General features: G+C 69.9%; 13 protein-coding genes, 1 pseudogene and 1 riboswitch. Of the genes and pseudogenes, 5 read left to right on the top strand and 9 right to left on the bottom strand.

The window, feature by feature from the left end:
• The 5 genes and pseudogenes from CFB81_RS05765 to CFB81_RS05745 form a co-directional block, all read right to left on the bottom strand.
• Positions 1–1176 (bottom strand): EamA family transporter, encoded by a 1176-nt coding sequence (locus CFB81_RS05765; protein ID WP_069617058.1) that lies wholly within the window; start codon positions 1174–1176, stop codon positions 1–3.
• 292 nt (positions 1177–1468) lie between these two features.
• Entirely contained in the window at positions 1469–3088 is a 1620-nt protein-coding gene (locus CFB81_RS05760; protein ID WP_256975952.1) for an RICIN domain-containing protein, read from the bottom strand.
• A 524-nt stretch (positions 3089–3612) separates the two neighbouring features.
• Positions 3613–4401, bottom strand: a complete 789-nt coding sequence (locus CFB81_RS05755) for a molybdopterin-dependent oxidoreductase (RefSeq protein WP_089434782.1) — start codon at positions 4399–4401, stop codon at positions 3613–3615.
• A gap of 27 nt (positions 4402–4428) precedes the next feature.
• Positions 4429–5061 carry a cytochrome b/b6 domain-containing protein gene (locus CFB81_RS05750; protein ID WP_069617056.1) on the bottom strand — a complete coding sequence of 211 codons (633 nt, stop codon included), beginning with the start codon at positions 5059–5061 and terminating at the stop codon, positions 4429–4431.
• Positions 5062–5152: 91 nt separating this feature from the next.
• Positions 5153–5317 (bottom strand): annotated as a pseudogene (locus CFB81_RS05745) (pentapeptide MXKDX repeat protein); the annotation flags it as partial.
• Between the two features lie 270 nt (positions 5318–5587).
• A riboswitch (TPP riboswitch) is annotated at positions 5588–5704 on the top strand.
• A gap of 124 nt (positions 5705–5828) precedes the next feature.
• On the opposite strand from CFB81_RS05745, the gene thiC reads away from it, so the two are divergent.
• The 5 genes from thiC to CFB81_RS05715 all read left to right on the top strand — a co-directional run bounded on the left by thiC (position 5829) and on the right by CFB81_RS05715 (position 11580).
• On the top strand, positions 5829–7760 hold the full coding sequence (thiC, locus tag CFB81_RS05740) for a phosphomethylpyrimidine synthase ThiC (protein WP_089434780.1): 1932 nt from the start codon (positions 5829–5831) through the stop codon (positions 7758–7760).
• 232 nt (positions 7761–7992) lie between these two features.
• Entirely contained in the window at positions 7993–8205 is a 213-nt protein-coding gene (locus CFB81_RS05735) for a glycine zipper 2TM domain-containing protein (RefSeq protein WP_011545020.1), read from the top strand.
• A gap of 219 nt (positions 8206–8424) precedes the next feature.
• Positions 8425–8679: a hypothetical protein gene (locus CFB81_RS05730; RefSeq protein ID WP_089434779.1), complete on the top strand. Its 255-nt coding sequence runs from the start codon at positions 8425–8427 to the stop codon at positions 8677–8679.
• Positions 8680–8831: 152 nt separating this feature from the next.
• Positions 8832–9758, top strand: coding sequence for a DMT family transporter (locus tag CFB81_RS05725; protein WP_089434778.1), 927 nt, complete (start codon positions 8832–8834; stop codon positions 9756–9758).
• A gap of 541 nt (positions 9759–10299) precedes the next feature.
• On the top strand, positions 10300–11580 hold the full coding sequence (locus tag CFB81_RS05715) for an EAL domain-containing protein (protein ID WP_089434777.1): 1281 nt from the start codon (positions 10300–10302) through the stop codon (positions 11578–11580).
• Positions 11581–11635: 55 nt separating this feature from the next.
• Here the strand turns inward: CFB81_RS05715 and arfB are convergent, their stop codons facing one another.
• From arfB to recC, 4 genes are read right to left on the bottom strand one after another with little or no spacing between them, the layout of a single operon-like run.
• On the bottom strand, positions 11636–12040 hold the full coding sequence (gene arfB / locus CFB81_RS05710) for an alternative ribosome rescue aminoacyl-tRNA hydrolase ArfB (RefSeq protein WP_069617051.1): 405 nt from the start codon (positions 12038–12040) through the stop codon (positions 11636–11638).
• Entirely contained in the window at positions 12037–14355 is a 2319-nt protein-coding gene (locus tag CFB81_RS05705; RefSeq protein ID WP_089434776.1) for an AAA family ATPase, read from the bottom strand. Before CFB81_RS05705 ends, arfB begins: the two co-directional genes overlap by 4 nt.
• Complete coding sequence (gene recB / locus CFB81_RS05700) at positions 14352–18056, bottom strand: exodeoxyribonuclease V subunit beta (protein WP_089434775.1); 3705 nt, start codon at positions 18054–18056, stop codon at positions 14352–14354. Before recB ends, CFB81_RS05705 begins: the two co-directional genes overlap by 4 nt.
• Positions 18053–21391 carry an exodeoxyribonuclease V subunit gamma gene (gene recC, locus CFB81_RS05695; protein ID WP_089434774.1) on the bottom strand — a complete coding sequence of 1113 codons (3339 nt, stop codon included), beginning with the start codon at positions 21389–21391 and terminating at the stop codon, positions 18053–18055. Before recC ends, recB begins: the two co-directional genes overlap by 4 nt.
• Positions 21392–21567 lie beyond the last annotated feature (176 nt).

Below are 21567 nucleotides of genomic sequence, written 5' to 3'. Positions count from 1 at the left end.
TCACGCGTCGGTGCGCGAGGCGGCCGTCTCGGCGGTGGCGGGCGGCGGCGCGAACGCCGGGGCCGGGTCGATCACCGCGGCGGGATCCATCACCGCCGCGGGCGTCGGCACCGCGAGCGGGACGGCGGACGGCGCGAGGATGGGCGCCGCATCCGGCGTGGCGATCGGCTCGGCGACAGCAGAAGCGTCCGCCGTCGCCGCCTGCTCGGCCGCCACGGCCGGCGAACTGGCAGCCGCGGCGGCGGCCGCCGGCCGGCGCGCCGGATCGAACACGAACGACAGCCCGACGCTGCCGAGGATCGCGACGGTCGCGACGACCGTCGCCATCGTCACCGGCTCGCCCAGCAGCAGCGCACCGAGCGCGACCGCGACGATCGGGTTCACGTACATGCAGCTGCTTGCGATGATCGGGCTCGTGTGGCGGATCAGGTAGCCGTACGCGACGTACGCGGCCATCGTGCAGAACACCATCAGGTACACGAACGCGAACACCGGCCCGACTGCCAGCTGTTCGACGCGTTCGCCGAGCAGCCACGCGACGATCGTCGACATCAGGCCGCCGAGGCCGATCTGCAGCGACGTCGACAGGAACAGGTCGGACGGCAGCTTGAGCCGCGTCGCGAGATGCGCGCCGCCCGCCCAGAATAGCGCGCCGGCCAGCACGCAAATCGTGCCGAGCGCCGAGTTCGAGGCGGCCGAACCGCCCGAATTCAGCACGACGATGCCGACCATCCCGAGCGCGACGGCCGCCCATTCGCCCTTCGTCACCGGCCGCCCGGCGACCGCCGCGATCACGGTCGCGAACAGCGGCACCGTGGCGACCATCACCGCGGCCGACCCGCTGCTGACCGTGCGCATGCCGAGCGCGATCGTGCCGGACGACAGCGCGACGAGCATCGTGCCGACGATCGCCGAGTTGCGGATTTCCAGCAGCGTCGGCCATTCGGGCTTGCGCCGCAGCGCGAAGATGAACAGGCCGATCCCGCCGAGCAGGTTGCGCAGCCCCGACAGCAGCAGCGGCGGGAACGACTGCAGCGCGAAATGCAGCCCGCTGTAGGTCGAACCCCAGACGAAATAGATGAAGACGAGCGCCAGCGCCACGCGGCCGCCGCGGCTTTGCGGCAGGCGCAGCGGATGGCGGGCGAAGAAATCGAGGAATCGATCGAGCGGGCCCATCGTCAGCCTGCCCGCGCGGCGCGCCGCGTGCCCCGCTTAAAGACGCCGGGACAACCGGCAAATGGCCCGGACGGGGCCAGGACAGCGGGGGCAAGCGTGCGGAACGACATGACAGTGCGAACGGCGACGAAGTAAACCGGCGGGACCGGCGGCAGAGGAAAAAAGTGCGCAACCGCTGCGGCTGCGCACGCCTGGCATTATGGCATCAAGGATTCGAAAGGAAGCGGGCGCCCCGCCTGAAAGCTTGTCGACTGACGTTTCGGCGCGACACCGGGGCCGGCACGGCGCTCGGCTAACGAACCATCTCGACCTGCACCACCGCGCCGCCATCGTCGGCCGACTGCACGGTGATGCGCCGCCCGGACACCGTGTCGACGAGCGACTTGCCGGGCATCAACGGCGCGTCCTTCATGCCGTCCTTGCTGCCCGGCGTCGCATCGACGAGCGTGTTCTGAATACCGCTGCCCGGATAGCGGACGATCCGCACGGCCACGCCATTGACGAACGGCGACGTGTCGGGCCAGTCCTCGTACGTGCCCTTCGCCCCCCGCGGGCGACGAAATTCGAGCAGCAGGTAGGAGCCGTCGCCGCGCGGCAGGCGATAGCCCTGCTTGCCCGGCAGTGCACTCCAGAGCGGCGCGAGGCGGTACGTGCCCGGCTTGACGAGCAGCGGCACGTCGGCCTCGTCAAGCCACCCCGCGAACAGCTGGTAATCGACGGGATACATGCGCCGGCCGCCACCGCCCACCGTATCGGCCGGATCGTCGATGCCGCCCTTCGCGCAGCCGCCGCCGAGCATGACGGCGCCGCCCTCGATCGGGCAATTACGCAGCGAATCGGGATGCCCCGCGCCCAGCCCGTGACCGAATTCGTGCGCCCACATCCAGTACGCGTGGCCCGAGCCGTTCGACAGAATCCATTGCCCCGGCCGCGCCGCCAGTCCGGCGAACTTGCATTCGCTCGAGTACGGGAAATCGACGAACAGGTAGTCGAACGCGCCGGGATCGACGCCTCGCACCCGCGCGGCGGCCCTCGCCCGCTCGAGGATGGCGCCCGAATTGCAGCCGGCCGGGAATGCGCCGAGATCGACGTCCTCCAGCATCCTGCCGCCGAGCGTCAGCTTGCCGCGCGACGCCAATCCGACATAGTGCGCGAGCGAACCGTAACTCGCGCCGTCACCAAACACGGCCTTGCGAATCGGCTCGGCAGGATTCGCCGTCTGGCCCGTGAAGTGCGCGGACATCAGCAGCACCCGGCGATCGCCCGTCACGATTCGCATCGGCGACGGCAATTCGCCATCGTAGGTCCAGTATGCGGCTGGCTGTTCGGCGGCCGGCAGCATGGCTAGCGTGCGGTCCGTCGCTTGCAGCGACGCGCCCCTGCCGACATCCGACCAGTGCTTGTTGCGCATCGTGAACGAGCCGCTCATGTCGACGTCCGCGCGCCACATCCGCGTCGTCGGATAGTCCGTGCCGTCGCACGGCCACATGTTGACCGTGCCCGGGTTCGACGGGGCCGCGCGCAGGCAGACGCCCCGGCCCTGCGATTCGGCGAGCACGTTCTTCACCCTGAAATAGCCGTTGCCGGCCTGCACCATCCGCCAGCGCTGCGCGTCGGCTCCCGAACACGCGTCGAACCCGACATCCGTGCCGTTGCTTGTCGAAACGGACAGGCAAAGGTTCTCACCGGCTGCGTGGTTCCTGATGGCGAGGCTCGTGTCGACCGGTGCGGGCGGATCGGGCGGCGACGGTTCTTCCTTCTCGGGCGGTTTCGGCGCAGGCGGCGCTTCCTTCTCCGGCGGATGAGGTACCGGCGGCGGCTCCGGCGACTGCGGGTACACCGGATCCGGAGGCGCTCCCGGCTCGTCGGATACCGCGACGGTATCCGCAACGACCTCTTGCTCCTGCGGCACTTCCTTTTCCTGCGCGACCACGGCGGGCGAGTCGGAATCCCCCCCTCCGCACGCCGACAACGTCACACTCGCGACCACGCAAAGCAAACTGAACGACCACCCACGCCGAAATACGACAAGACTCATGTTCGATGACCCATTATTGGACAGGGAATCCGCGCGCGAACCGACCAGCCCGGGCACGCCGGCCCGGGCTTCGGTTCGCAGTGCATAAAGAAATGGAGGAATGCCGCGGCAATGAGCACGGCACAGGCGGCTGGTGCGAACGCGTCGCGACCGCGGAAGGCCAATGCTAGATTCAAGGCACTTCGCGGACAATGAGACATGTACGAAATTCGTAAATATGTACGAACCTCGTTTCGGTATTCCCGCGCAAAGCCACGGCAATCGCGTGAGCTGTCACGAGCGTAGAGCGGCCGCACGGCAGGCATCATCGGCGCCCGCCTTGAATCGCCGATTCTCGATGCCTGCCCGGTAACGCCGACCGGTCGTCCTGGCGAGCAAGCGGCCCGCGTGCGCGACGCCTACGATCCGCCGAACCAGTTGTAGCCCTGATCGACCCAGTAGCCGCCGGGGAACGTGTCGGTCACGAAGATTTCCATGATGTGCTTCGGGTTCTTGTAGCCGAGCTTGGTCGGCATCCGCAGCTTCATCGGGAAACCGTACTCGGGCGGCAGTGGGTGACCGTCGTACTCGAATGCGAGCAGCGTCTGCGGATGCAGCGCGGTCGGCATGTCGATGCTTTCGTAGTAGTCGTCGGCGCACTTGAAGCCGACGTATTTCGCCCGCGTGTCCGCGCCGGCGCGCGCGAGGAATGCGCCGAACGGCGTGCCGCCCCAGCGGCCGATCGCGCTCCACCCTTCCACGCAGATGTGTCGCGTAATCTGCTCGGCGTGCGGCAGCGCGCGAAGCTCGTCGAGCGTCCACACGCGCTTGCCCGTTACACGGCCGGACAGCACGAGGCGGTAGGTCGACTCGTCGACGTGCCGTACTTCGTCGATCCCGTAATATGCGTTGAACGGAAACGGCCGCGTGATGTCGGCTTCGGTATAGGTCGGCGCGAGCTGGTTCGGGTTGAACAGCCACGCCTGCACGCGATCGTTCATGCGCGACACTTTCTCGAGGAACGTGTTGACCGATGCGTCGTCCTGCAGCGTGCAGCCGGTCAGCATCGCGAGGCCGCCGAGCGTCAGCACGCGCCGGTTGAACAGCCGTCGCGACGGCATCTCGAGTTCGCGGCGCACGTCGAGTTCGAGCGATTTCCGGTCGAGCGTCCAGCGCGGCTCGCCGCGGGTTTTTTCGGATTCCGACATGATGATTTCCTTCGCCCGCGAAGCGGGTCAGCGGCCGCGCAGCATCGCGAGCAGCGAGCGCGGCACCAGCAACGCCATCGCGACGTGGACGGCAACGAATGCGACCAGCAGCGCCATCGCCCAGAAGTGCACGATGCGCGCGTTGTCGTAACCGCCGAACAGCTCGCGCAGCAGCGGAAATTGCACCGATTTCCAGATCGTGAGCCCCGACAGCACCAGGACGACGAGATCGACGATCGCGGTCAGGTACGCGGCACGCTGCACCGCGTTGTAGACGCTCAGGTCGTCGTGCGACAGCCGCCCGCCGAGCGCGGCGCGCACGTCGCGCCACACCGACGCGGGCGTCACGGGCAGCAGCTTGCGTGCGAAGCGCCCCGTCGCGATCGACATCGCGAGATAGAACAGCCCGTTGCCGACCAGCAGCCACATCGCCGCGAAATGCCATTGCAGCGCGCCGCCGAGCCAGCCGCCGAGCGTGATGCCGTGCGCGAACGTGAACGACGGATAGATCGGCGACGCGTCGTAGATGCGCCAGCCGGACAGCGCCATCAGGATCGCCGCGAGCGCGTTGAGCCAGTGGCTCGCGCGCACCCACCGCGGATGGATCGTCGGTGCGGGCGGCGGCGCGCTCGTGCGATCCGTGACAGGAACCGTTTGCATGATGATGACTCCCGCAATGGTGCGACGGGACGCGACGCGCGCCGATGACCGGCCGGCCGCGCCCCGCACGCATTCGTCAGTTCGACGGGCTCATGGCGTCCTTCTTCATCGCGTCGCCCTTCTTCATCGCGTCGTGGCCCATCGCGTCTTTCGACATCGACATGCCGTCCTTCGACATCGCATCGTTCTGCGCATGGGCGCCCGTTGCGATCGTGGCGAGTGCGGCGACACAGGCGGCAAGGAATACGTTTTTCATGACATCTCTCCGATACATGGGTTTGGGAGCCGAATAGACGGAGGACGCCGCAGGAAATGACAGCGATGTCGAAAATTTTTTTCGAAGCAGGAAACAACGGACGGAAATGCTGCACCGCCCGCCCCTTCTGTCCCGGGCGACACGGCGGGCAGACGGCAGCGCCTGCTGCGGCGCACCGCAATGCGCGTCGGCGTCCGCGCCCCCCGCTGCCCGCCGACGTCGGCTTCGCACCCGGTTGAAACCACCGCCAAGCCGGTGTATCGTGTGCCCTTGCTAACGCGGGGGTCCTGCAATGCGTTCGGTCAAACAACCGGCATTGCGGGTGAGAAATACCCTTTGAACCTGATCTGGATAATGCCAGCGCAGGGAAGCGTACGGATTTCGCCGCCATCCTTCTGACGAAATCCGCCGCCTCACCAAGCCTCGTCTCCTGCTTAGCTCGAGCCCCACATTCGTCAAGGGCTCCGGGCAAGCGCCGACGCGCCTGTCCGGCGCCCGCACAGGAGATTGCATGAACGCCAATCCGAAGTTTCTGTCTGCCGACGCCCATGTCGACGCCGCCGCCGTCGCGCCGCTGCCCAATTCGCGAAAGGTTTATGTAACCGGCTCGCAGCCCGACATCCGCGTGCCGATGCGCGAGATCACGCAGGCCGACACCCCGACCGGCTTCGGCGGCGAGAAGAATCCGCCGATCTACGTGTACGACACGTCGGGCCCCTACACCGATCCGGACGCGAAGATCGACATCCGCGCGGGCCTGCCCGCACTGCGCCAGCGCTGGATCGAAGCGCGCGGCGACACCGAGGTGCTCCCCGGCCTGTCGAGCCAGTACGGCCTCGAGCGCGCGGCCGACCCGGCCACGGCCGACCTGCGCTTCCCGGGCCTGCACCGCAACCCGCGCCGCGCGCAGCCCGGCAAGAACGTCACGCAGATGCACTACGCGCGTCAGGGCATCATCACGCCGGAAATGGAATACATCGCGATCCGCGAGAACCAGCGCCGCGCCGAATACATCGAGAGCCTGAAGTCGAGCGGCCCGAACGGCGCGAAGCTCGCCGCGATGATGGGCCGCCAGCACCCGGGCCAGGCGTTCGGCGCCGCGGCCTTCGGCGCGAATGCGCTGGCCGAGATCACGCCGGAATTCGTGCGCGACGAAGTCGCGCGCGGCCGTGCGATCATCCCCGCCAACATCAACCACCCGGAATCCGAGCCGATGATCATCGGCCGCAACTTCCTCGTGAAGATCAACGCGAACATCGGCAACTCGGCCGTCACGTCGTCGATCGGCGAGGAAGTCGACAAGATGACGTGGGCGATCCGCTGGGGCGGCGACACGGTGATGGACCTGTCGACCGGCAAGCACATCCATGAAACGCGCGAGTGGATCATCCGCAACAGCCCGGTGCCGATCGGCACGGTGCCGATCTACCAGGCGCTCGAAAAGGTCAACGGCAAGGCCGAGGACCTGACCTGGGAAATCTTCCGCGACACGCTGATCGAACAGGCCGAACAAGGCGTCGACTATTTCACGATCCACGCGGGCGTGCGCCTGCAGTACGTGCCGCTCACCGCGAACCGGATGACGGGCATCGTGTCGCGCGGCGGCTCGATCATGGCGAAGTGGTGCCTCGCGCATCACAAGGAAAGCTTCCTGTACGAGCACTTCGAAGAGATCTGCGAGATCATGAAGGCGTACGACGTGAGCTTCTCGCTCGGCGACGGCCTGCGTCCCGGCTCGATCTACGACGCGAACGACGAAGCGCAGCTCGGCGAACTGAAGACGCTCGGCGAACTCACGCAGATCGCGTGGAAGCACGACGTGCAGTTGATGATCGAAGGCCCCGGCCACGTGCCGATGCAGTTGATCAAGGAGAACATGGATCTCCAGCTCGACTGGTGCAAGGAAGCGCCGTTCTATACGCTCGGCCCGCTGACCACCGACATCGCGCCGGGTTACGACCACATCACGTCGGGCATCGGCGCCGCGATGATCGGCTGGTTCGGCACCGCGATGCTGTGCTACGTGACGCCGAAGGAACACCTCGGCCTGCCGAACAAGGACGACGTGAAGGAAGGGATCATCACGTACAAGCTCGCCGCGCACGCGGCCGATCTGGCCAAGGGCCACCCGGGCGCGCAGGTGCGCGACAACGCGCTGTCGAAGGCGCGCTTCGAGTTCCGCTGGGAGGACCAGTTCAATATCGGTCTCGACCCGGACAAGGCGCGCGAATTCCACGACGAGACGCTGCCGAAGGATTCGGCGAAGGTGGCGCACTTCTGCTCGATGTGCGGCCCGCATTTCTGCTCGATGAAGATCACGCAGGACGTGCGCGAGTTCGCGGCGCAGCAAGGCGTGTCGGAAACCGAGGCGCTGAAGAAAGGGATGGAGGTCAAGGCGGTCGAGTTCGTGAGGACGGGCGCCGAGATCTACCATCGTCAGTAAGCGCGCGCCGCGGGCCGCGCCGGCTCGTATCGCGATGTGCGAAGCCCGCTTTCGAGCGGGCTTTTTTGCGCATGCCGTGTGCCTGCCGGCCGATGCGAAACAATTGATTACGAAACCGCGCGAGCCTTAACAAGTCCTTACAGCAGCAGCGCGGGACGGCGCGTAGATTGGGGACATGCACGGCCGCCAGCCGGTCGTGCGCCTTCCGTTCACTACCACAAGGACAACGATCATGAATTCGATTCGGCGTTTTGGGGTATGCGCGCTCCTCGTCGCGACAGTGGCCAGCCTGTCGGCCTGCGATTCGATGTCGCGACGCCAGCGCGATACGGCAATCGGAGCGGGTGTCGGCGGCGTGGCCGGCGCGGCGATCGGCGGCAATGCGCTGTCGACGCTGGGCGGCGCGGCGGCCGGCGGCATCATCGGTAACCAGGTCGGCAAGTAAGCCCGCCGACACCGGCCGGTTGGGCATCGTCGCCCAGCCGAGGGCCGGGCGGTCCAACGGCGTTTCCGCGGTGTGGAAGCGCCGTTTTCGTATGTCCTGCCGCAACCGGCGCGGCCGCTCCGCCCGGAAATGATCGGTTACCGTTTTTCATGCCGTGTCATCGGTACTCGGCCTAAGCTACAAGCATCTGCCGATAGCCGGCTCCGCCGGAGACACATCATGAACAGGACCTTCGTCGCCGCGGCGCTTGCCTGCACGACGCTTGCGGGCTGCTACTACCCGTACGGCTATATCCCGACGGGCTATTACACGGCGGCGCCGGTGCCGGTGCAGCCCGCGCCCGTGTATGTCGATCCCGCTCCCGCGTACTACTATCCGGCGCCTGCGTATCCGCCCGCGTGGGGCGGTTATTGGGGCCCGGCGCTGTCGCTCAATTTCGGCTTCGGCGGACGCGGCGGCTGGCGTCATCACTGATTCTGCCCGGCCGCGCCGCACGCGCTCGGCGTCCGCCGCCCGGCGGTAAACCGGCGGAATTCCCGTTTCTTGTCGTTTCATCCGATCATGAAACGACGGGGCGGTAACGCGGTGTAAGATTCCTCGCATCCCGTCCCCGCCCTCGCCGATCGATGTCACCCAAGAACGCTTTCCTGCTGACCGTGCTCGCCGCCCTGTGGGGCGCATCCTTCCTGTTCATCCGAGTCGGCGTCGTCGATTTCGGGGTCGCGCCGCTGATGGCGCTGCGCGTGGGCATCGGCGCGCTGTTTCTCGCGGGCTTCGCGCTGACGCGCTTCAAACCCGCCGATCTCGGCGCCCGGCTGCGCCGTCATGCGTGGCCACTGTTCGTCGTCGGCGCGCTGAATTCGGGCATCCCGTTCTGCCTGTTCGCGTTCGCCGAGCTGACGCTGTCGGCCGGCGTGACGTCCGTGATCAACGCGACGACGCCGCTGTGGGGCGCGCTCGTCGCTTACCTGTGGCTGAAGGACAAGCTGTCGCTGCCGCGCGCACTCGGCCTCGTCATCGGGTTTGCCGGCGTGCTCACGCTCGTGTGGGACCAGGTCGCGAACGCGCACGGCGACACGGGCGCCGGCGCGACCGCGCTCGCCGCGGCGGCCGCACTCGGCGCGACGCTGCTGTACGGCATCGCGGCCAACTATACGAAACGCAAGCTCAGCGGCGTCGATCCGCTCGTCAACGCGGCCGGCAGCATGATCGGCTCGACCGTGCTGCTGGTGCCGTTCGCGATCGCGACGTGGCCGGCCGCGCCGGTCGGCGTGCACGCCTGGGGCGCGGTGCTCGCGCTCGGCGTCGCGTGCACCGGCATCGCGTATTTCATCTTCTTCTACCTGATCGCGCATGTCGGGCCCGCCCGCGCGATCACCGTCACGTTCGTGATCCCCGTGTTCGGGCTGCTGTGGGGCGCGCTGTTCCTCCGCGAACACGTGTCGGCCGTGATGATCGAAGGCTGCGTGATCGTGCTCGTCGGCACCGCGCTCGCAACCGGCGTGATCAAGCGGATTCCCGGCGTCCGACCGCGCGGCGGCGAGGCGACCTGACGATCGGCGCGCCGGGCGCGCACGAACCGCCGCCGGTCGCCCGTGGCCCGTGGCCCGTGGCCCGTGGCCCGTGGCCGCCGCGCGGCGATGCCGGTGACGACGCGACGCGGGTTGACCGGCCCGCCCCCGATCGCACCGCGGCACGCGGGCATTCGTCCCATTCGTCTGACGGCGGCAGCCGGCCACCGGAATGTCCCGTATCGGGCCGCGCATCGGGCGGCAGCAACGCACGGTCGTACCGCCGCGCTGCCGCGGGATCGTCATCTGTCGCCGTCACGCGCTTCGTTTCGCGACGGTCATGCACCGGACGCATGCACGCGGCGCCAGTCGCCGCGCCGCTGCGTACGGGCGGAATCGCGGTGTACCGTTTGCGTCTGGAGTTACCCTGATACGCGCGCCGCGGCAATCCCGTTACACTCGGAAAACTCATCCGCAGAAGGCGTTTCGATGCCCTACGTTCTTTCGCGTCCGCCTGCGCATGCGGCTGCATCGGCGTGGCGGGGCGTCGGCGCCCCGCCGCCCGCTTCCGGGCACCGTTGACATGAAGCCCGCTCGCGACCTGTCGCTCGACGCCCTGCTCGAACGCCTCACGCCGACACCCCACGGCTGGCTCGCCACCTATCGCACCACGACATTGCGCAGCGTGTTCCAGCCCGTGCTGTCGATCACGCACAAGCGCGTCGTCGGCTACGAGGCGCTGCTGCGCGTCGTCGATGCGAACGGTGCGCTGGTGTCGCCCACCGCCCTGTTCGACAAGACGCGCGGCGACGCCGACGCACTGCTGCTCGACCGGCTCGCGCGCTGCCTGCACACCGCCAACTTCGTCACGCAAGGCATCGGCGACGGCTGGCTGTTCCTGAACGTGACGCCGCGCGTGCTCGACACGGGCCTCGTGCAGCGCGAGTTCGTCGAGGCGCTGTGCCGGCATTTCGCACTGCCGCCAAACCGCATCGTGCTGGAAGTGATCGAACAGCCGGCGCGCGACGAAGCCGCGCTCGCCCGCACGATCGACATGATCCAGCATCGCGATTTCCTGATCGCGATCGACGATTTCGGCACCGGCTTCTCGAACTTCGACCGCGTGTGGCGGGCGCGGCCCGACATCGTGAAGCTCGACCGCTCGCTCGTCGAGCGTTCGACCGGCTCGGCCGACGATCGCCGCATCATGCATCACCTCGTGTCGATGCTCCACCAGGCCGGCGCGATGGTGCTGGCCGAAGGCGTCGAAAGCGACGACGCGCTGCAGGCGCTGATGGAAGCCGACATCGATTTCGTGCAGGGTTTCCAGTTCGGCCAGCCCGACGCATCGATCGCGCACGCGAGCGCGGCGGCGCCCGCGATGCTCGACGCCGCATGGCGGCGCTTCATCGCCCGCCGGCACACGCCGGTGGCCGCCGAGCAGCCGGGCTTCGACGCGATCGAACGGCTCGTGCTCGGCGGCGCGGCCGCGTTTTCGGCGAGCGGCAACCTGCAGGACGCCGCGCAACGCGTATTCACGGTGCCGGCCGCGCGTCGCGTGTTCGTCACGGACGAGACCGGCGAACAGTTCCTGCCGTCGATCGGCGCACCGCCCGACGACAGCCAGGCGAGCGCCACCCGTCTCGCCCCGCTATTCCCCGAGACCCACAGCAACTGGTCGCGCCGCCCGTATTTCCAGCGCGCGATCGCCGCCCCCGGCCGCGTCGCGCTGATGGGTCCGCACTTCTCGCTGACGGAAGGCCGCGACTGCTATACGGCCGCCGTCGCGATCCGCGCGCAGAGCCGGCTCGTCGTATTCTGCGTCGACTTCGTGCTCGACAGCGCGGGAACCGTGATGCGGTAGCCGGCGCGCACGGCGGACGTTCGCTCGCCTGCGACAGGCACCGACCCTTCGTTCGTCAGTCGACCACCTTCCCGCGCCCCGACTTCACCACGCTGCGGCGCGACTTGTGCTCGAGCCGCCGCTCCTTCGACGCGCGCGTCGGCCGCGTCGCGACCCGGGCGCGCGGCGTGTACGCGACGCTGCCGATCAGCGCATCGAGCCGCGCGAGCGCGGCCTCGCGATTCTTCTCCTGCGTCCGATATTCCTGCGACTTGATCACGACGATGCCTTCGCGCGTGATGCGCTGGTCGGACAGCGCGAGAAGCCGCTCCTTGAGGACCGGCGGCAGCGACGACGCGCGGATGTCGAAGCGCAGATGAATCGCGCTCGACACCTTGTTCACGTTCTGCCCGCCCGCGCCCTGCGCGCGCACGGCCGTCCATTCGACCTCGGCCGGATCGAGCGTGTAACGGATCATCATCGCGAAGCCTCCATGCGGCGCCGCGCAAGCGCCTCGTCGACGCGGGCCGCGAGCCCCGAATCGCGCTGCGTGCGCGTCGCGACCGCCTGCGCCAGCACACGCCGCGGCCCGATCACCTGCACGCGCGTGCGCGCGCGCGTGACGGCTGTATAAACAAGCTCGCGCGTCAGCACCCGACCGAACGATGCGGGCAGCACGAGCGCCGCTTCGTCGAATTCCGAGCCCTGCGACTTGTGCACCGTCAGCGCGAACGCCGTTTCGTGCGGCGGCAGCGCGGCCGGCGACACCGCGCGCGCGGTGCCGTCCGCGCGCCGGAACCACACGCGCAGCACGCCGTGCGCGTCGGGCAGCGCAATGCCGATGTCGCCGTTGAACAGCCCCAGCGCATAGTCGTTGCGCGTGACCATGATCGGCCGCCCGGTGAACCAGTGCGCGCCGACCGCGAGCGGCACGCGCGCCGCATGCCGCACGTGCGCGGCCACCAGCGCGTTGACGTGTTCCGCGCCGCGCGAACCGCTGCGGGTCGCGCACAGGATCCGGAACCGGTTGAGCGCGTCGAACAGCGGCAGCGGATCGGGCACCGGCGCGGCCAGCGCGGCGCGCAACGCGTCGAGGTAGGCGCCGAAGCGCCGTGCGAGCCGCTCGACCGTCGACGACGCCAGCGTGTCGCCCGCATCCTCGTGAAACGACGCGGCGGCCGACTCGTCGGCGGGCAGCGCATCGAGTGCCGCCTGCACGTCGCCGCGACGGATCGCGAGCGACAGCCGCCCGATCGGCGAATCGAGACCGAAGCGGTAATTGCGTTCGAGCCACACGACGCAGTCCGCGAGCGGCGCCGGAGCGGGCGTGCCGGCGAACGCGGCGACGGCTTCGCCGGTCAATGGCGATGCGGCCGCCGTCGCCGATGCAAGCGCCGCGTCGCCTGCATCGAACGGCGGCAGCTCGACGGTGTCGAGCCATGCGAGTTCGTCGGCCTCGATCCAGGCGGGCGCATTGCCGTCTGGTGCGCCAGCATCATCGGCCAGTGCGGACTCCGTGGGCTGTGGCGGCGCGATGTCGATGTCGGCCGGCGACACTTCGTCATCCTGCGGTTCGTCGTCGAAGAGCGACGCCTGTCGCGCATCGACTTTCGACCGACGCGACGATTTGCGCGAAACGTGAGCAGACGCCGATGGCGACGCCGGAGCACCTGCGGACGCAGGAACCGGAGGCCCGGCTGGAACCGCTGCCGGCGGCGCAGCTTCGTCCGGCACCGGCAACGCCGCGACGAATGCCGCCTCGTCGACGCCCAGCGCCTGCGCGATGCGCGTGCGCGCCGCGACGGTGAACGCCGGCCGCGCGCTCAGCTCCGCGAACACGGCGCCGGCCTCGACCGCGGCCAGTTGATCCTTGTCGCCGAGCAACACGAGCCGCGCACCCGGCGCAAGCGCGTCGAGCAGATGCGCGGCGAGCGCGACGTCGATCATCGACGCCTCGTCGACGACGATCAGGTCGTACGGCAGCGGATTGTCGCGATGATGCCGGAAGCCGGCCGCCCCGCCACCGCCCAGCAGCCGATGCAGCGTGTACGACGTGTCGGGCAGGCGCGCCGCGAGCTCGGGCGGCAGATCGCCGGCGCGCGCGTGCAGCGCCTCCTGCATCCGCTGCGCGGCCTTGCCGGTCGGTGCGGCCAGCGCGATGCGCAGCCCCGGGTGCGCGTCGAGCAGACAGGCCAGCACGCCGACGACGGTCGTCGTCTTGCCCGTGCCCGGCCCGCCGCTGACGATCGTCACGCGGCCCGTCAGCGCGACGATCGCCGCGACGCGCTGCCAGTCGACTTCGCCGGTAGCCGGCCCGAAGTAACGGGCGAGACTGTCGCGCAAGCGCTCGGGCGACAGGCCTTCATCCGGCCCGGCGACGCCGGCCTGCGCGACGAGCGCATCGGCGAGCCGCCGTTCGTAATCGAAATAGCGCGACAGGTACAGGTGATCGAGCCGATCGACGATCAGCGGCCGCTCGTCGCCGCGTGCGAGCGTGCCGAACGCGACCACGCCGCTCGCGGCGAGCGCGGCGCGGACTTCGTCGAGCGGCGCTTCGTAACGCTGCGCGAGCGCGGCGAGCGCGACGCACACGTGCCCACCGGCGGTCGCGCGGCTCGTCGCGAACGCGGCGCGCGCCGCCCAGCGCGCCGACGCGGACGGCGCACCGGCACGCCGCGCGAGGTCGCCAATGCGGCGCGCGAAGCCTTCCGCGAGCGCGATGCCGAAGTCGGCCGGCTCGGGCAGCCGCGCGACGAGACCGCCGGTGAATTCGAGCATGTCGTCGGACGCGGTCATGCGCGCCCCCCTTCCATCATCCGGTCGAGCGCGTCGACGAGCGCGCGGGCGGGCCGCCGCGCATGCACGCCGGCCGGCTCGCCGCCGCTGCGCCAGCCGGGCCGCACGCCGCGCACGAACAGGTACAGGTAGCCCGCGATGTGCGTGTCGTAGTCGTAATCGGGCAGCCGGCCGCGCAGGTAACGATGCAGCGCGACCGTATAGAGCAGCGCCTGAAGGTGATACGCGTGATCGGCCATCGCGACGTCGAGCGAGCGCGGGCCATAGGCATCCGGCGTCGTGCCGAGGTGGTTCGACTTCCAGTCGACGATCCAGAAACGGCCGTCGTGTTCGACGATCATGTCGATGAAACCCTTGATGAAACCGGCGAGCGTACCCGCCTCCAGTGCAACGTCCGGATAGCCGTGCGCGACCAGCAGCCGGCGCAGCGCCAGCAGGTCGAGCGACGGCGCCGGGAACAGGAAGCCCATTTCGTCGAGCCGCTTCGCCGGATCGAGATCGGCGAGCCGCATGCCCGGCACGAGTTCGGTGTGCACGACGTCGTCGACAAGCCGCGCCATCATCGCCGGCAGACGCGTCGCAAGCGCCGGCTCGGCCTCCACCGGCCGGTCATGCAGCGCGCCGAGCGCGGCCTTGTGCCACGATTCGGGCTCCGTGAACCGGCTGAGCTCGAACAGGCGGTGCAGACATTCGCCGGCCGCCGCGCCGCGCGGGAACGCGAGGATGTCGTCGTCCGGCGGGTCGGCCGCGACCGTATCGGCCGGCATCGGTTCACCGTCCGGCGTCACCGCGGCCAGCGCATCGTGATCGGGCCGCAGTTCGTCGTCGGGCACGGCCGCGACCCCCGCCTCTTCGCGCGCCATCGACGCGGTCAGCGAGCTGAAGCTCGCCATTCGCCAAGCATCGCGCAGCACGCGCGTCGCATGGCGCGCCGCGAGCGTCTGCGACGCGTCGTGCCCGGCCGCGAGACGCTCGCGGCGCGCAGGCACCGGCAGCGGCGCGACGCTCACGGGGCCGCCCGCAAGCGCGCGCCACGCCGCATCGAGCGCAGCTTCGTCGGGCGGCTCGTCGAGCCACGCATCGAACGCATGGCCGGCGCCCGCGACAAGCCAGTTGAGCACGCTACGCCGCGCTTCGCGCGTCGAGCGCGATGACAGGTAGGGCCCGGCCACGACATAGCAGCGATAGACCGCGCGCGTGAGCGCCACGTAGACCAGCCGCGCGCGCTCCGCGGCCTGCTCGCGCAGCGCCTGCCGCGCCGCGTGCGCGGCCGCTTCGTCGTCGCATCCGTAATGCAGCACCGCATCGCCCGCGTCGTCGTGATACTCGCGCGCATCGGGCAGCGCGGACGACGGCGGCTCGCGCAGCCCGCCGTCGTTCAGGAACGGGCAGAACACGACCGCGTATTCGAGCCCCTTCGACTTGTGCACCGTGACGATCTGCACGAGGTTGCGATCGGATTCGAGCCGCAGTTGCGCTTCCTCGCCACCGCCATCGAGCCGTTGCGCGGCGAGCCAGCGCAGCGTGGGCGCGATGCCCGGCTGCGCGGATGCACGCGCCTGCGTCAACTCGGCCAGATGGTTGACGTCGGTCACGCGTCGCTCGCCGTCGGCACCGGCCATCAGCCGTTCGGCGATCCGCAGCTCGCGCGTGAACGTGCGCCACATCACCGCGAAGCCGCGTTCGCGCCACAGCAGCCGATACCGCGAGAAGCGTTCGACCCAGCTCATCGCGTCGGCGCTGTCGGCCGCCGACGCGCTGGATGGCGCATCGCCGTCACCCTGCTCCATGCGCCACAGCGCGCCGGCATCGAGCCCGAACCAGTCGGACGCGAGCGCCGCGCGCAGACGCCTCAGGTCGCCCGGCGCATCGATCGCCGCCAGCACGCGCTCGAGCTGCTCGGCGTCGCCGGTCGAGAACACCGACGCCTGCGCCAGCTCGACGCTGCCGATGCCCCACGTCGCGAGCACGCGCTTCACGAGGCTGCCCTGCCGGTGCGTCTGCACGAGCACCGCGATGTCGCCCGGCGACAACGGCGTGTCGCCCAGCCGCACGCGCCCGTCACGCGCGCCGCGCATCAGCCGCGCGATCTCGGCCGCGCAGGCTTGCGCAGCCTGCGCTTGCGCATCGCGCTTGAGCAGCGTGCCCTCGCCGCCCGGCAGCGCCCACACGCGGAAATCGCCGGCCGGACCCGGATCGGTTTCGTCGACGAACGGCGCACGCACGCGTGTGCCGGCGCGCACCGCGTAATAGTCGAGCCCGTCGAGCACGAACGCGCGCGGATTCGACATGAAGAAACGGTTGCATGCGTCGACGATCGCGGGCGTCGAGCGCTGGTTGACCGCGAGCGTGTAGCACGCGCTCGCCCGTGCCCGCGCCGCGAGATAGGTGTGCAGATCGGCCGCGCGGAAACTGTAGATCGCCTGTTTCGGATCGCCGACGAGGAACAGCGGGCCGCCCGGTGCGAAGATCCGGTCGAAGATCGCGAACTGCAGCGGATCGGTATCCTGGAACTCGTCGATCAACGCGGCCGGATAACGTGCGCGCAGCGTCTCGGCGAGCCACGCATGCGCGTGCAGCGCGTGATACAGGTTCGCGAGCAAATCGTCGAACGACACGACACGCCGCGTGCGCTTGCGCTCGGCCAGCTCGCCCGGCGCCATGTCGAGCCATTCGGCGATCAGCGCGAGCCAGCGCGCGCGCTGCGCGGCCTCGGCGGCGGCCACGGCCGCCTCGAGCGCGTCGGCCACGTCGAAGAACGCGTGTGCGGGCGTCGCACCGCCTTTTTTCGTCGCCTTCGTCAGCGCGGTTTGCGTGAGCTTCAGCGCGGCTTTCGGCAGCGCGGCCGTCGCGTCGCCCTGCTCGAAATGCACGGCCCACGCGGCGAGCGCATCGGCGACCGCGTCGGGCTTGTGCGAGCGTTGATTGAGCGCGGGCTGCGCGGCGCGCAGCAACGCATCGATCGCGTCGCGCTCGGCCGCCCATATCCGCGCCGCCTCGGCGAAGCATTCGGCGGCCGCCGCTTCGGCCGATTCGTCCGGCTCGGTCACGCCGTCCCAGCGCAGCGCGGCGAGCGGCTTCTTCAGCCGGCGTGCGAGCTGCGCATCGAGCGCGGCCGGGCCGGCGCCCGATTCGACGAGCCAGGTCGCGAAGCCCGGCCAGCGCGCGGCCGCCGGTTCGACGCGCGTGCGCCAGAAATCCGCCGCGAGTTCGAAGCGCAGCGACGCATCGTCGGCCTCCATGTCGAACGCGAACGGCATCGCCGCCGCGAACGGCGCTTCCTGCAGTGCGCGCTGGCAGAACGCGTGGATCGTATGGATCGCGGCCTGGTCGAACGCGCGCAACGCGCGGCGGATCCGCTTCACGGCCGTCTCGGGATCGAGCGCCCCGTCTTCGCCGAGCGTGGTCTCCAGCAGACGCGCGATGAACGGATCGCCGCCGTCGTCGCCCGTGTCGAGCGCGTGTGCAAGCTGCGCGAGCCGGCTGCGAATGCGCTCGTGCAGCTCGGCCGTCGCCGCTTTCGTGAAGGTCACGACGAGGATTTCGTCCGCGCCGAGATCCTTTTCGAGCAGCAGGCGCACGTACAGCGCGCAGATGTTCCAGGTCTTGCCGGTGCCGGCCGACGCCTCGATCTGGTTGACACCATCGAGCGGGCACGCGAACACGTCGAGTTCGAGCGCCTGCTGCGACACGGCACTCATGCGACCTCCTTCAGATGCTCGACGAGCGGTTCGAACACGAGCCGCGCGAGCGTGCCGAACGGCTCGTCGAGCGACGGATGCGCACCGCGCCACGCGATCGCGATGGCCGGATCGTCGGCTTCGCTCACGACGCGCTCGTTGATCCACACGGTCGCGGCCTTCGCCTCGCCGTCGGACACCCTCGCCCATGCACTGCGCGGGAAAAACCGCAGCGGCATGCGTCGCCCCGCGCGAAACAGCGCGGCCAGCGGCGCGAGCCGTTCGAGCGGCGCCGCCACGGGCGTCAGCTCGAACGCGCCGCCGCTGCCGAACCATAGCGTGCGGCGCGGCCCCGCGGGCTCGATCGCGCAGTAGACGAGATGTGCGAGCCACGCGGACAGGTAGTCGCGCGCGCTAGGCCGCGCATACCGGTAGATGACCTGCCCGGCCGGCGTCAGCCGGTTCAGCGTGCCGTGCAATTCGAGCGGCGCGCTCACCGCGTCGGCCGACAGTATCGCGTCGTCGGCGCCGAACAGCGCCTGCTCGGTGTCGGGCCACTTCGGCACGACGGTGAGCGAGAACGGCCGCCGCTCGATGCCGTCGGCCAGTGCACGGCGCACGTTCGACGCAAGCTGCGTCATCGAACCGAGCGCCTGGTCGCGCCACACCGCGCCCGTCGCGCCGCCGGGCAGTTCGGGGCTCGCGTCCGCGATGCGCAGCGCGTGATCGTGCACGCTGCCGTCGCCCGCTTCGATCAGGAGCGGCAGCACGCGCTCGGCAAGCGCGTCGCTGCCGGCAAAATCCAGCGCGAACGGCTCGGTATCGAGCAGTTCGGCCTGCGCGTCGGCCAGCACGATGCCGAGCCGGCCGCGCAGCAGCGCACGCGCCGGATGCCGCCAGAAGCGTTCGAATTCGCTGAACGCGACGGGCTCGACCGGCTCGGCCGGCAGCGGCTGCGCGAAGAACGGCTGCTCGCGCGGCCCGTCGCGCGACGCTTCGGCAGCCAGCAGCGACGCGAGCGTCGCCCGCTCGGCGTCGTACGAAACGAGGCCGCTGCCGGGCTGGAAGTACGCGGCCGCGAACGGCTGCAGCGGATGCTCGACGATGAACGCGCGGCGCGCGGCGTCGACCGCGTCCGGTGCGGCGCCGGGCCCGGCCGTGACGTCCGCCAGATGATCGAGCAGTTCGTCGACGAGCGCCGCGGGCGGCAACGGCGCATTGTCGCGGATGCTGCGGCCCGTATAGGCGATCAGCAACCGGTCGCGTGCGGCCAGCAGCAAATCGAGAAACAGATTGCGCTCGTCGTCGCGGCGCTGCCGGTCGCCCAGCTTCGGCAGCACGGCCATCAGGTCGAATTCGTCCGCGCGCGCGAGGCTCGGCAGCACGCCGTCGTCCATCCCGAGCAGGCAGACGACGCGATACGGCAGCCCGCGCAAGCTCGTCAGCGACGAGAACGTGACGCCGCCCCACGGCACGCCGCCGCGGGCCGGATCGTCGAGCGCCACCGCGAGCCCCGCGCGGACGACGGCCGCCGGCAACGCCTCGTCGGGCGCGCCCTCCGTCATCGCGGCCAGCATCGCGTCGAGCGCGTCGCGCACGCCGGCCAGCGCGTCGGCATACGCGGCGCCCGAATCGAAGAAGCGCGCGAGCGTGTCGGCAAAGAGTTCGCTCCAGCCGCGCGGCGTGTGCGACTCCGCGAGCCGCCGCGCGAAGCCGTCGAGATCGTCGGTGAAGCGTGCGAGCCGGCCGAGCAGTTCGGCCTCGCTGCCGGTGGCCGCCTCGATCGGCAGACATGCACCGATCGGCGCCGCGCCTTCGGGCATCGCATAGCCGAGAAAGAGCCGCGCGAGCGCATCGGAGAACGTATGGCGCGGCGCGGGCACGGCCGCGTCGTCGCTGGCGAGCGGCGACAGCCCGCGCCGCGCGCCGGCGGCCGCGAGCCAGGTCTGCACCGTTTCGAGCGCGGCCGCGTCGATGTCGTAGCGCGCGGCCACCGCATCCACGCGCAGCCATTCGACCAGCTCCGGCGCGCCGACCTGCCGCTCCGGCAACGCGAGCCAGTCGAGCAGCACGCGCGCGACCGGGTTCGCCTGCGACGGCGGCAGGCCGGTGATCCGGTAAGGCACCCGTGCGCCGCCGGCGCCGGCCGTGCCGAACACCGCGTCGATCAGCGGCCCGGCCGCGGCAAGATCGGCCACCGCGACGAGCACGTCGGACGGCTGCAGGCTCGCATCGGCGTCGAACCACGCGAGCAGCCGGTCGTGCAGCACCTCGAGCTGGCGCGCGAGGCTGTGGCACACATGCACCTCGATTCCGCGCTCGACCGGCGTGTCGCCGATTTCGGCTTCCGGCCGCAGGTCGAGGATCGCGTTCTGCACGCGCGCGAGCCAGGTGGGCGCGGGATTCTCGACGAAACGCGACGCATCGCCCGACGCGGCGCTTTCGGTCAGCTCATGCAGCATGTGCAATTGCGCCTGCGTCTGCCTGCCCCATTCGGCGAGCAGCGGATGGCCGACTTCCTGGTAGTCGCGCCGGCCGGCCGCATCGAGCGCCTCGGCGTGCGCGGCGGTCACGATGTCGAACCAGAATTCGCGGCACGGGTTCAGCGCGTAGACGCGCACGTCGATCCAGCGCGACAGTTCGCGCAGCAGCGCGACGTGCAGCGGCGGCATCGTCGGCAGCGCGAACACGCTGACCGATTCGGGCCAGTCGGCGCGTGCGACCGCATCGGCATCGAGATGGCGCGCCTCGACGAGGAAACGGTGCGCCGGCGGCGTACCGCTGTCGCTGAGCTCGGCCAGCAGCGCACGCCACAGCGCGGCCTGCCAGCGTTCGTCGTCGCGCGCGGCGTCGCTGATCCCGCGCGGCGCGCCGTCGCCCGCGAGCACCGATTCGCCGGCCTGCCACGCGCCCAGCCATTCGGGGCGATAGGTCAGGTAGTGATCGAGCACGGCCGCGACGCGATGGGCCAGTTCGTAGCGCATCGCGTCGTCGGAGGCCGACAGGTACGCGGCCAGCCGCGGCGACGCGAGCCACGGCGCGTCGCCTGCCGGTTGCGCGAACAGCCGGTAGCAGCGCCACACGAGCCGGTCGGGCGCGAACGGCGAACGCGCGGGCACCGTCAGCACGCGGCCGATCTGCGCCCACAGCCACTGCGCGAGATAGGTGAACTCGACGTTCGCGCACACGCCATTGCGCGCGGCGATGTCGAGCTCGAGGCGGCGGCGCAGCGCCGCGCTCGGCACGATGACCTGTTGCGGCGCCCACGGGCCGTTGCGGGCCGGGAACGCGGCCAGATCCTCGAGCAGCGCGTCGGCCAGCGTTTCGTGACGGTTCGAATAGAAAAGATGGAGCATGAAGCGGGCGTCGGAACCTTGCACCGGCGGGGCCGGGCGAGCAGGATCACCAAGGATAGCAAATGGGCCGCCGCCGCGAACCTCGGCCGGAAAGCCAGCTTTTGCGAGCCGCGAAATACGATAGACTCGTCGCCAGTCAATACGCCGCCCCGGGCGTCTTCGTCTGTCATTCAGCT

This window comes from Burkholderia sp. AU28863, from assembly GCF_002223195.1.
GTDB classification, from domain to species: Bacteria; Pseudomonadota; Gammaproteobacteria; order Burkholderiales; family Burkholderiaceae; genus Burkholderia; species Burkholderia sola.
Note: the sequence above shows the minus strand (reverse complement) of the source record. Positions and strands in the feature narration are given on the sequence as shown.

Excerpts from the sequence above, each read along its gene's own strand:
- CFB81_RS05765 (WP_069617058.1), bottom strand. The coding sequence starts at position 1,176 with ATGGGCCCGCTCGATCGATTCCTCGATTTCTTCGCCCGCCATCCGCTG.
- CFB81_RS05755 (WP_089434782.1), bottom strand. The coding sequence starts at position 4,401 with ATGTCGGAATCCGAAAAAACCCGCGGCGAGCCGCGCTGGACGCTCGAC.
- CFB81_RS05750 (WP_069617056.1), bottom strand. The coding sequence starts at position 5,061 with ATGCAAACGGTTCCTGTCACGGATCGCACGAGCGCGCCGCCGCCCGCA.
- thiC (WP_089434780.1), top strand. The coding sequence starts at position 5,829 with ATGAACGCCAATCCGAAGTTTCTGTCTGCCGACGCCCATGTCGACGCC.
- CFB81_RS05735 (WP_011545020.1), top strand. The coding sequence starts at position 7,993 with ATGAATTCGATTCGGCGTTTTGGGGTATGCGCGCTCCTCGTCGCGACA.
- CFB81_RS05730 (WP_089434779.1), top strand. The coding sequence starts at position 8,425 with ATGAACAGGACCTTCGTCGCCGCGGCGCTTGCCTGCACGACGCTTGCG.
- CFB81_RS05725 (WP_089434778.1), top strand. The coding sequence starts at position 8,832 with ATGTCACCCAAGAACGCTTTCCTGCTGACCGTGCTCGCCGCCCTGTGG.
- CFB81_RS05715 (WP_089434777.1), top strand. The coding sequence starts at position 10,300 with ATGAAGCCCGCTCGCGACCTGTCGCTCGACGCCCTGCTCGAACGCCTC.
- arfB (WP_069617051.1), bottom strand. The coding sequence starts at position 12,040 with ATGATGATCCGTTACACGCTCGATCCGGCCGAGGTCGAATGGACGGCC.
- CFB81_RS05705 (WP_089434776.1), bottom strand. The coding sequence starts at position 14,355 with ATGACCGCGTCCGACGACATGCTCGAATTCACCGGCGGTCTCGTCGCG.
- recB (WP_089434775.1), bottom strand. The coding sequence starts at position 18,056 with ATGAGTGCCGTGTCGCAGCAGGCGCTCGAACTCGACGTGTTCGCGTGC.
- recC (WP_089434774.1), bottom strand. The coding sequence starts at position 21,391 with ATGCTCCATCTTTTCTATTCGAACCGTCACGAAACGCTGGCCGACGCG.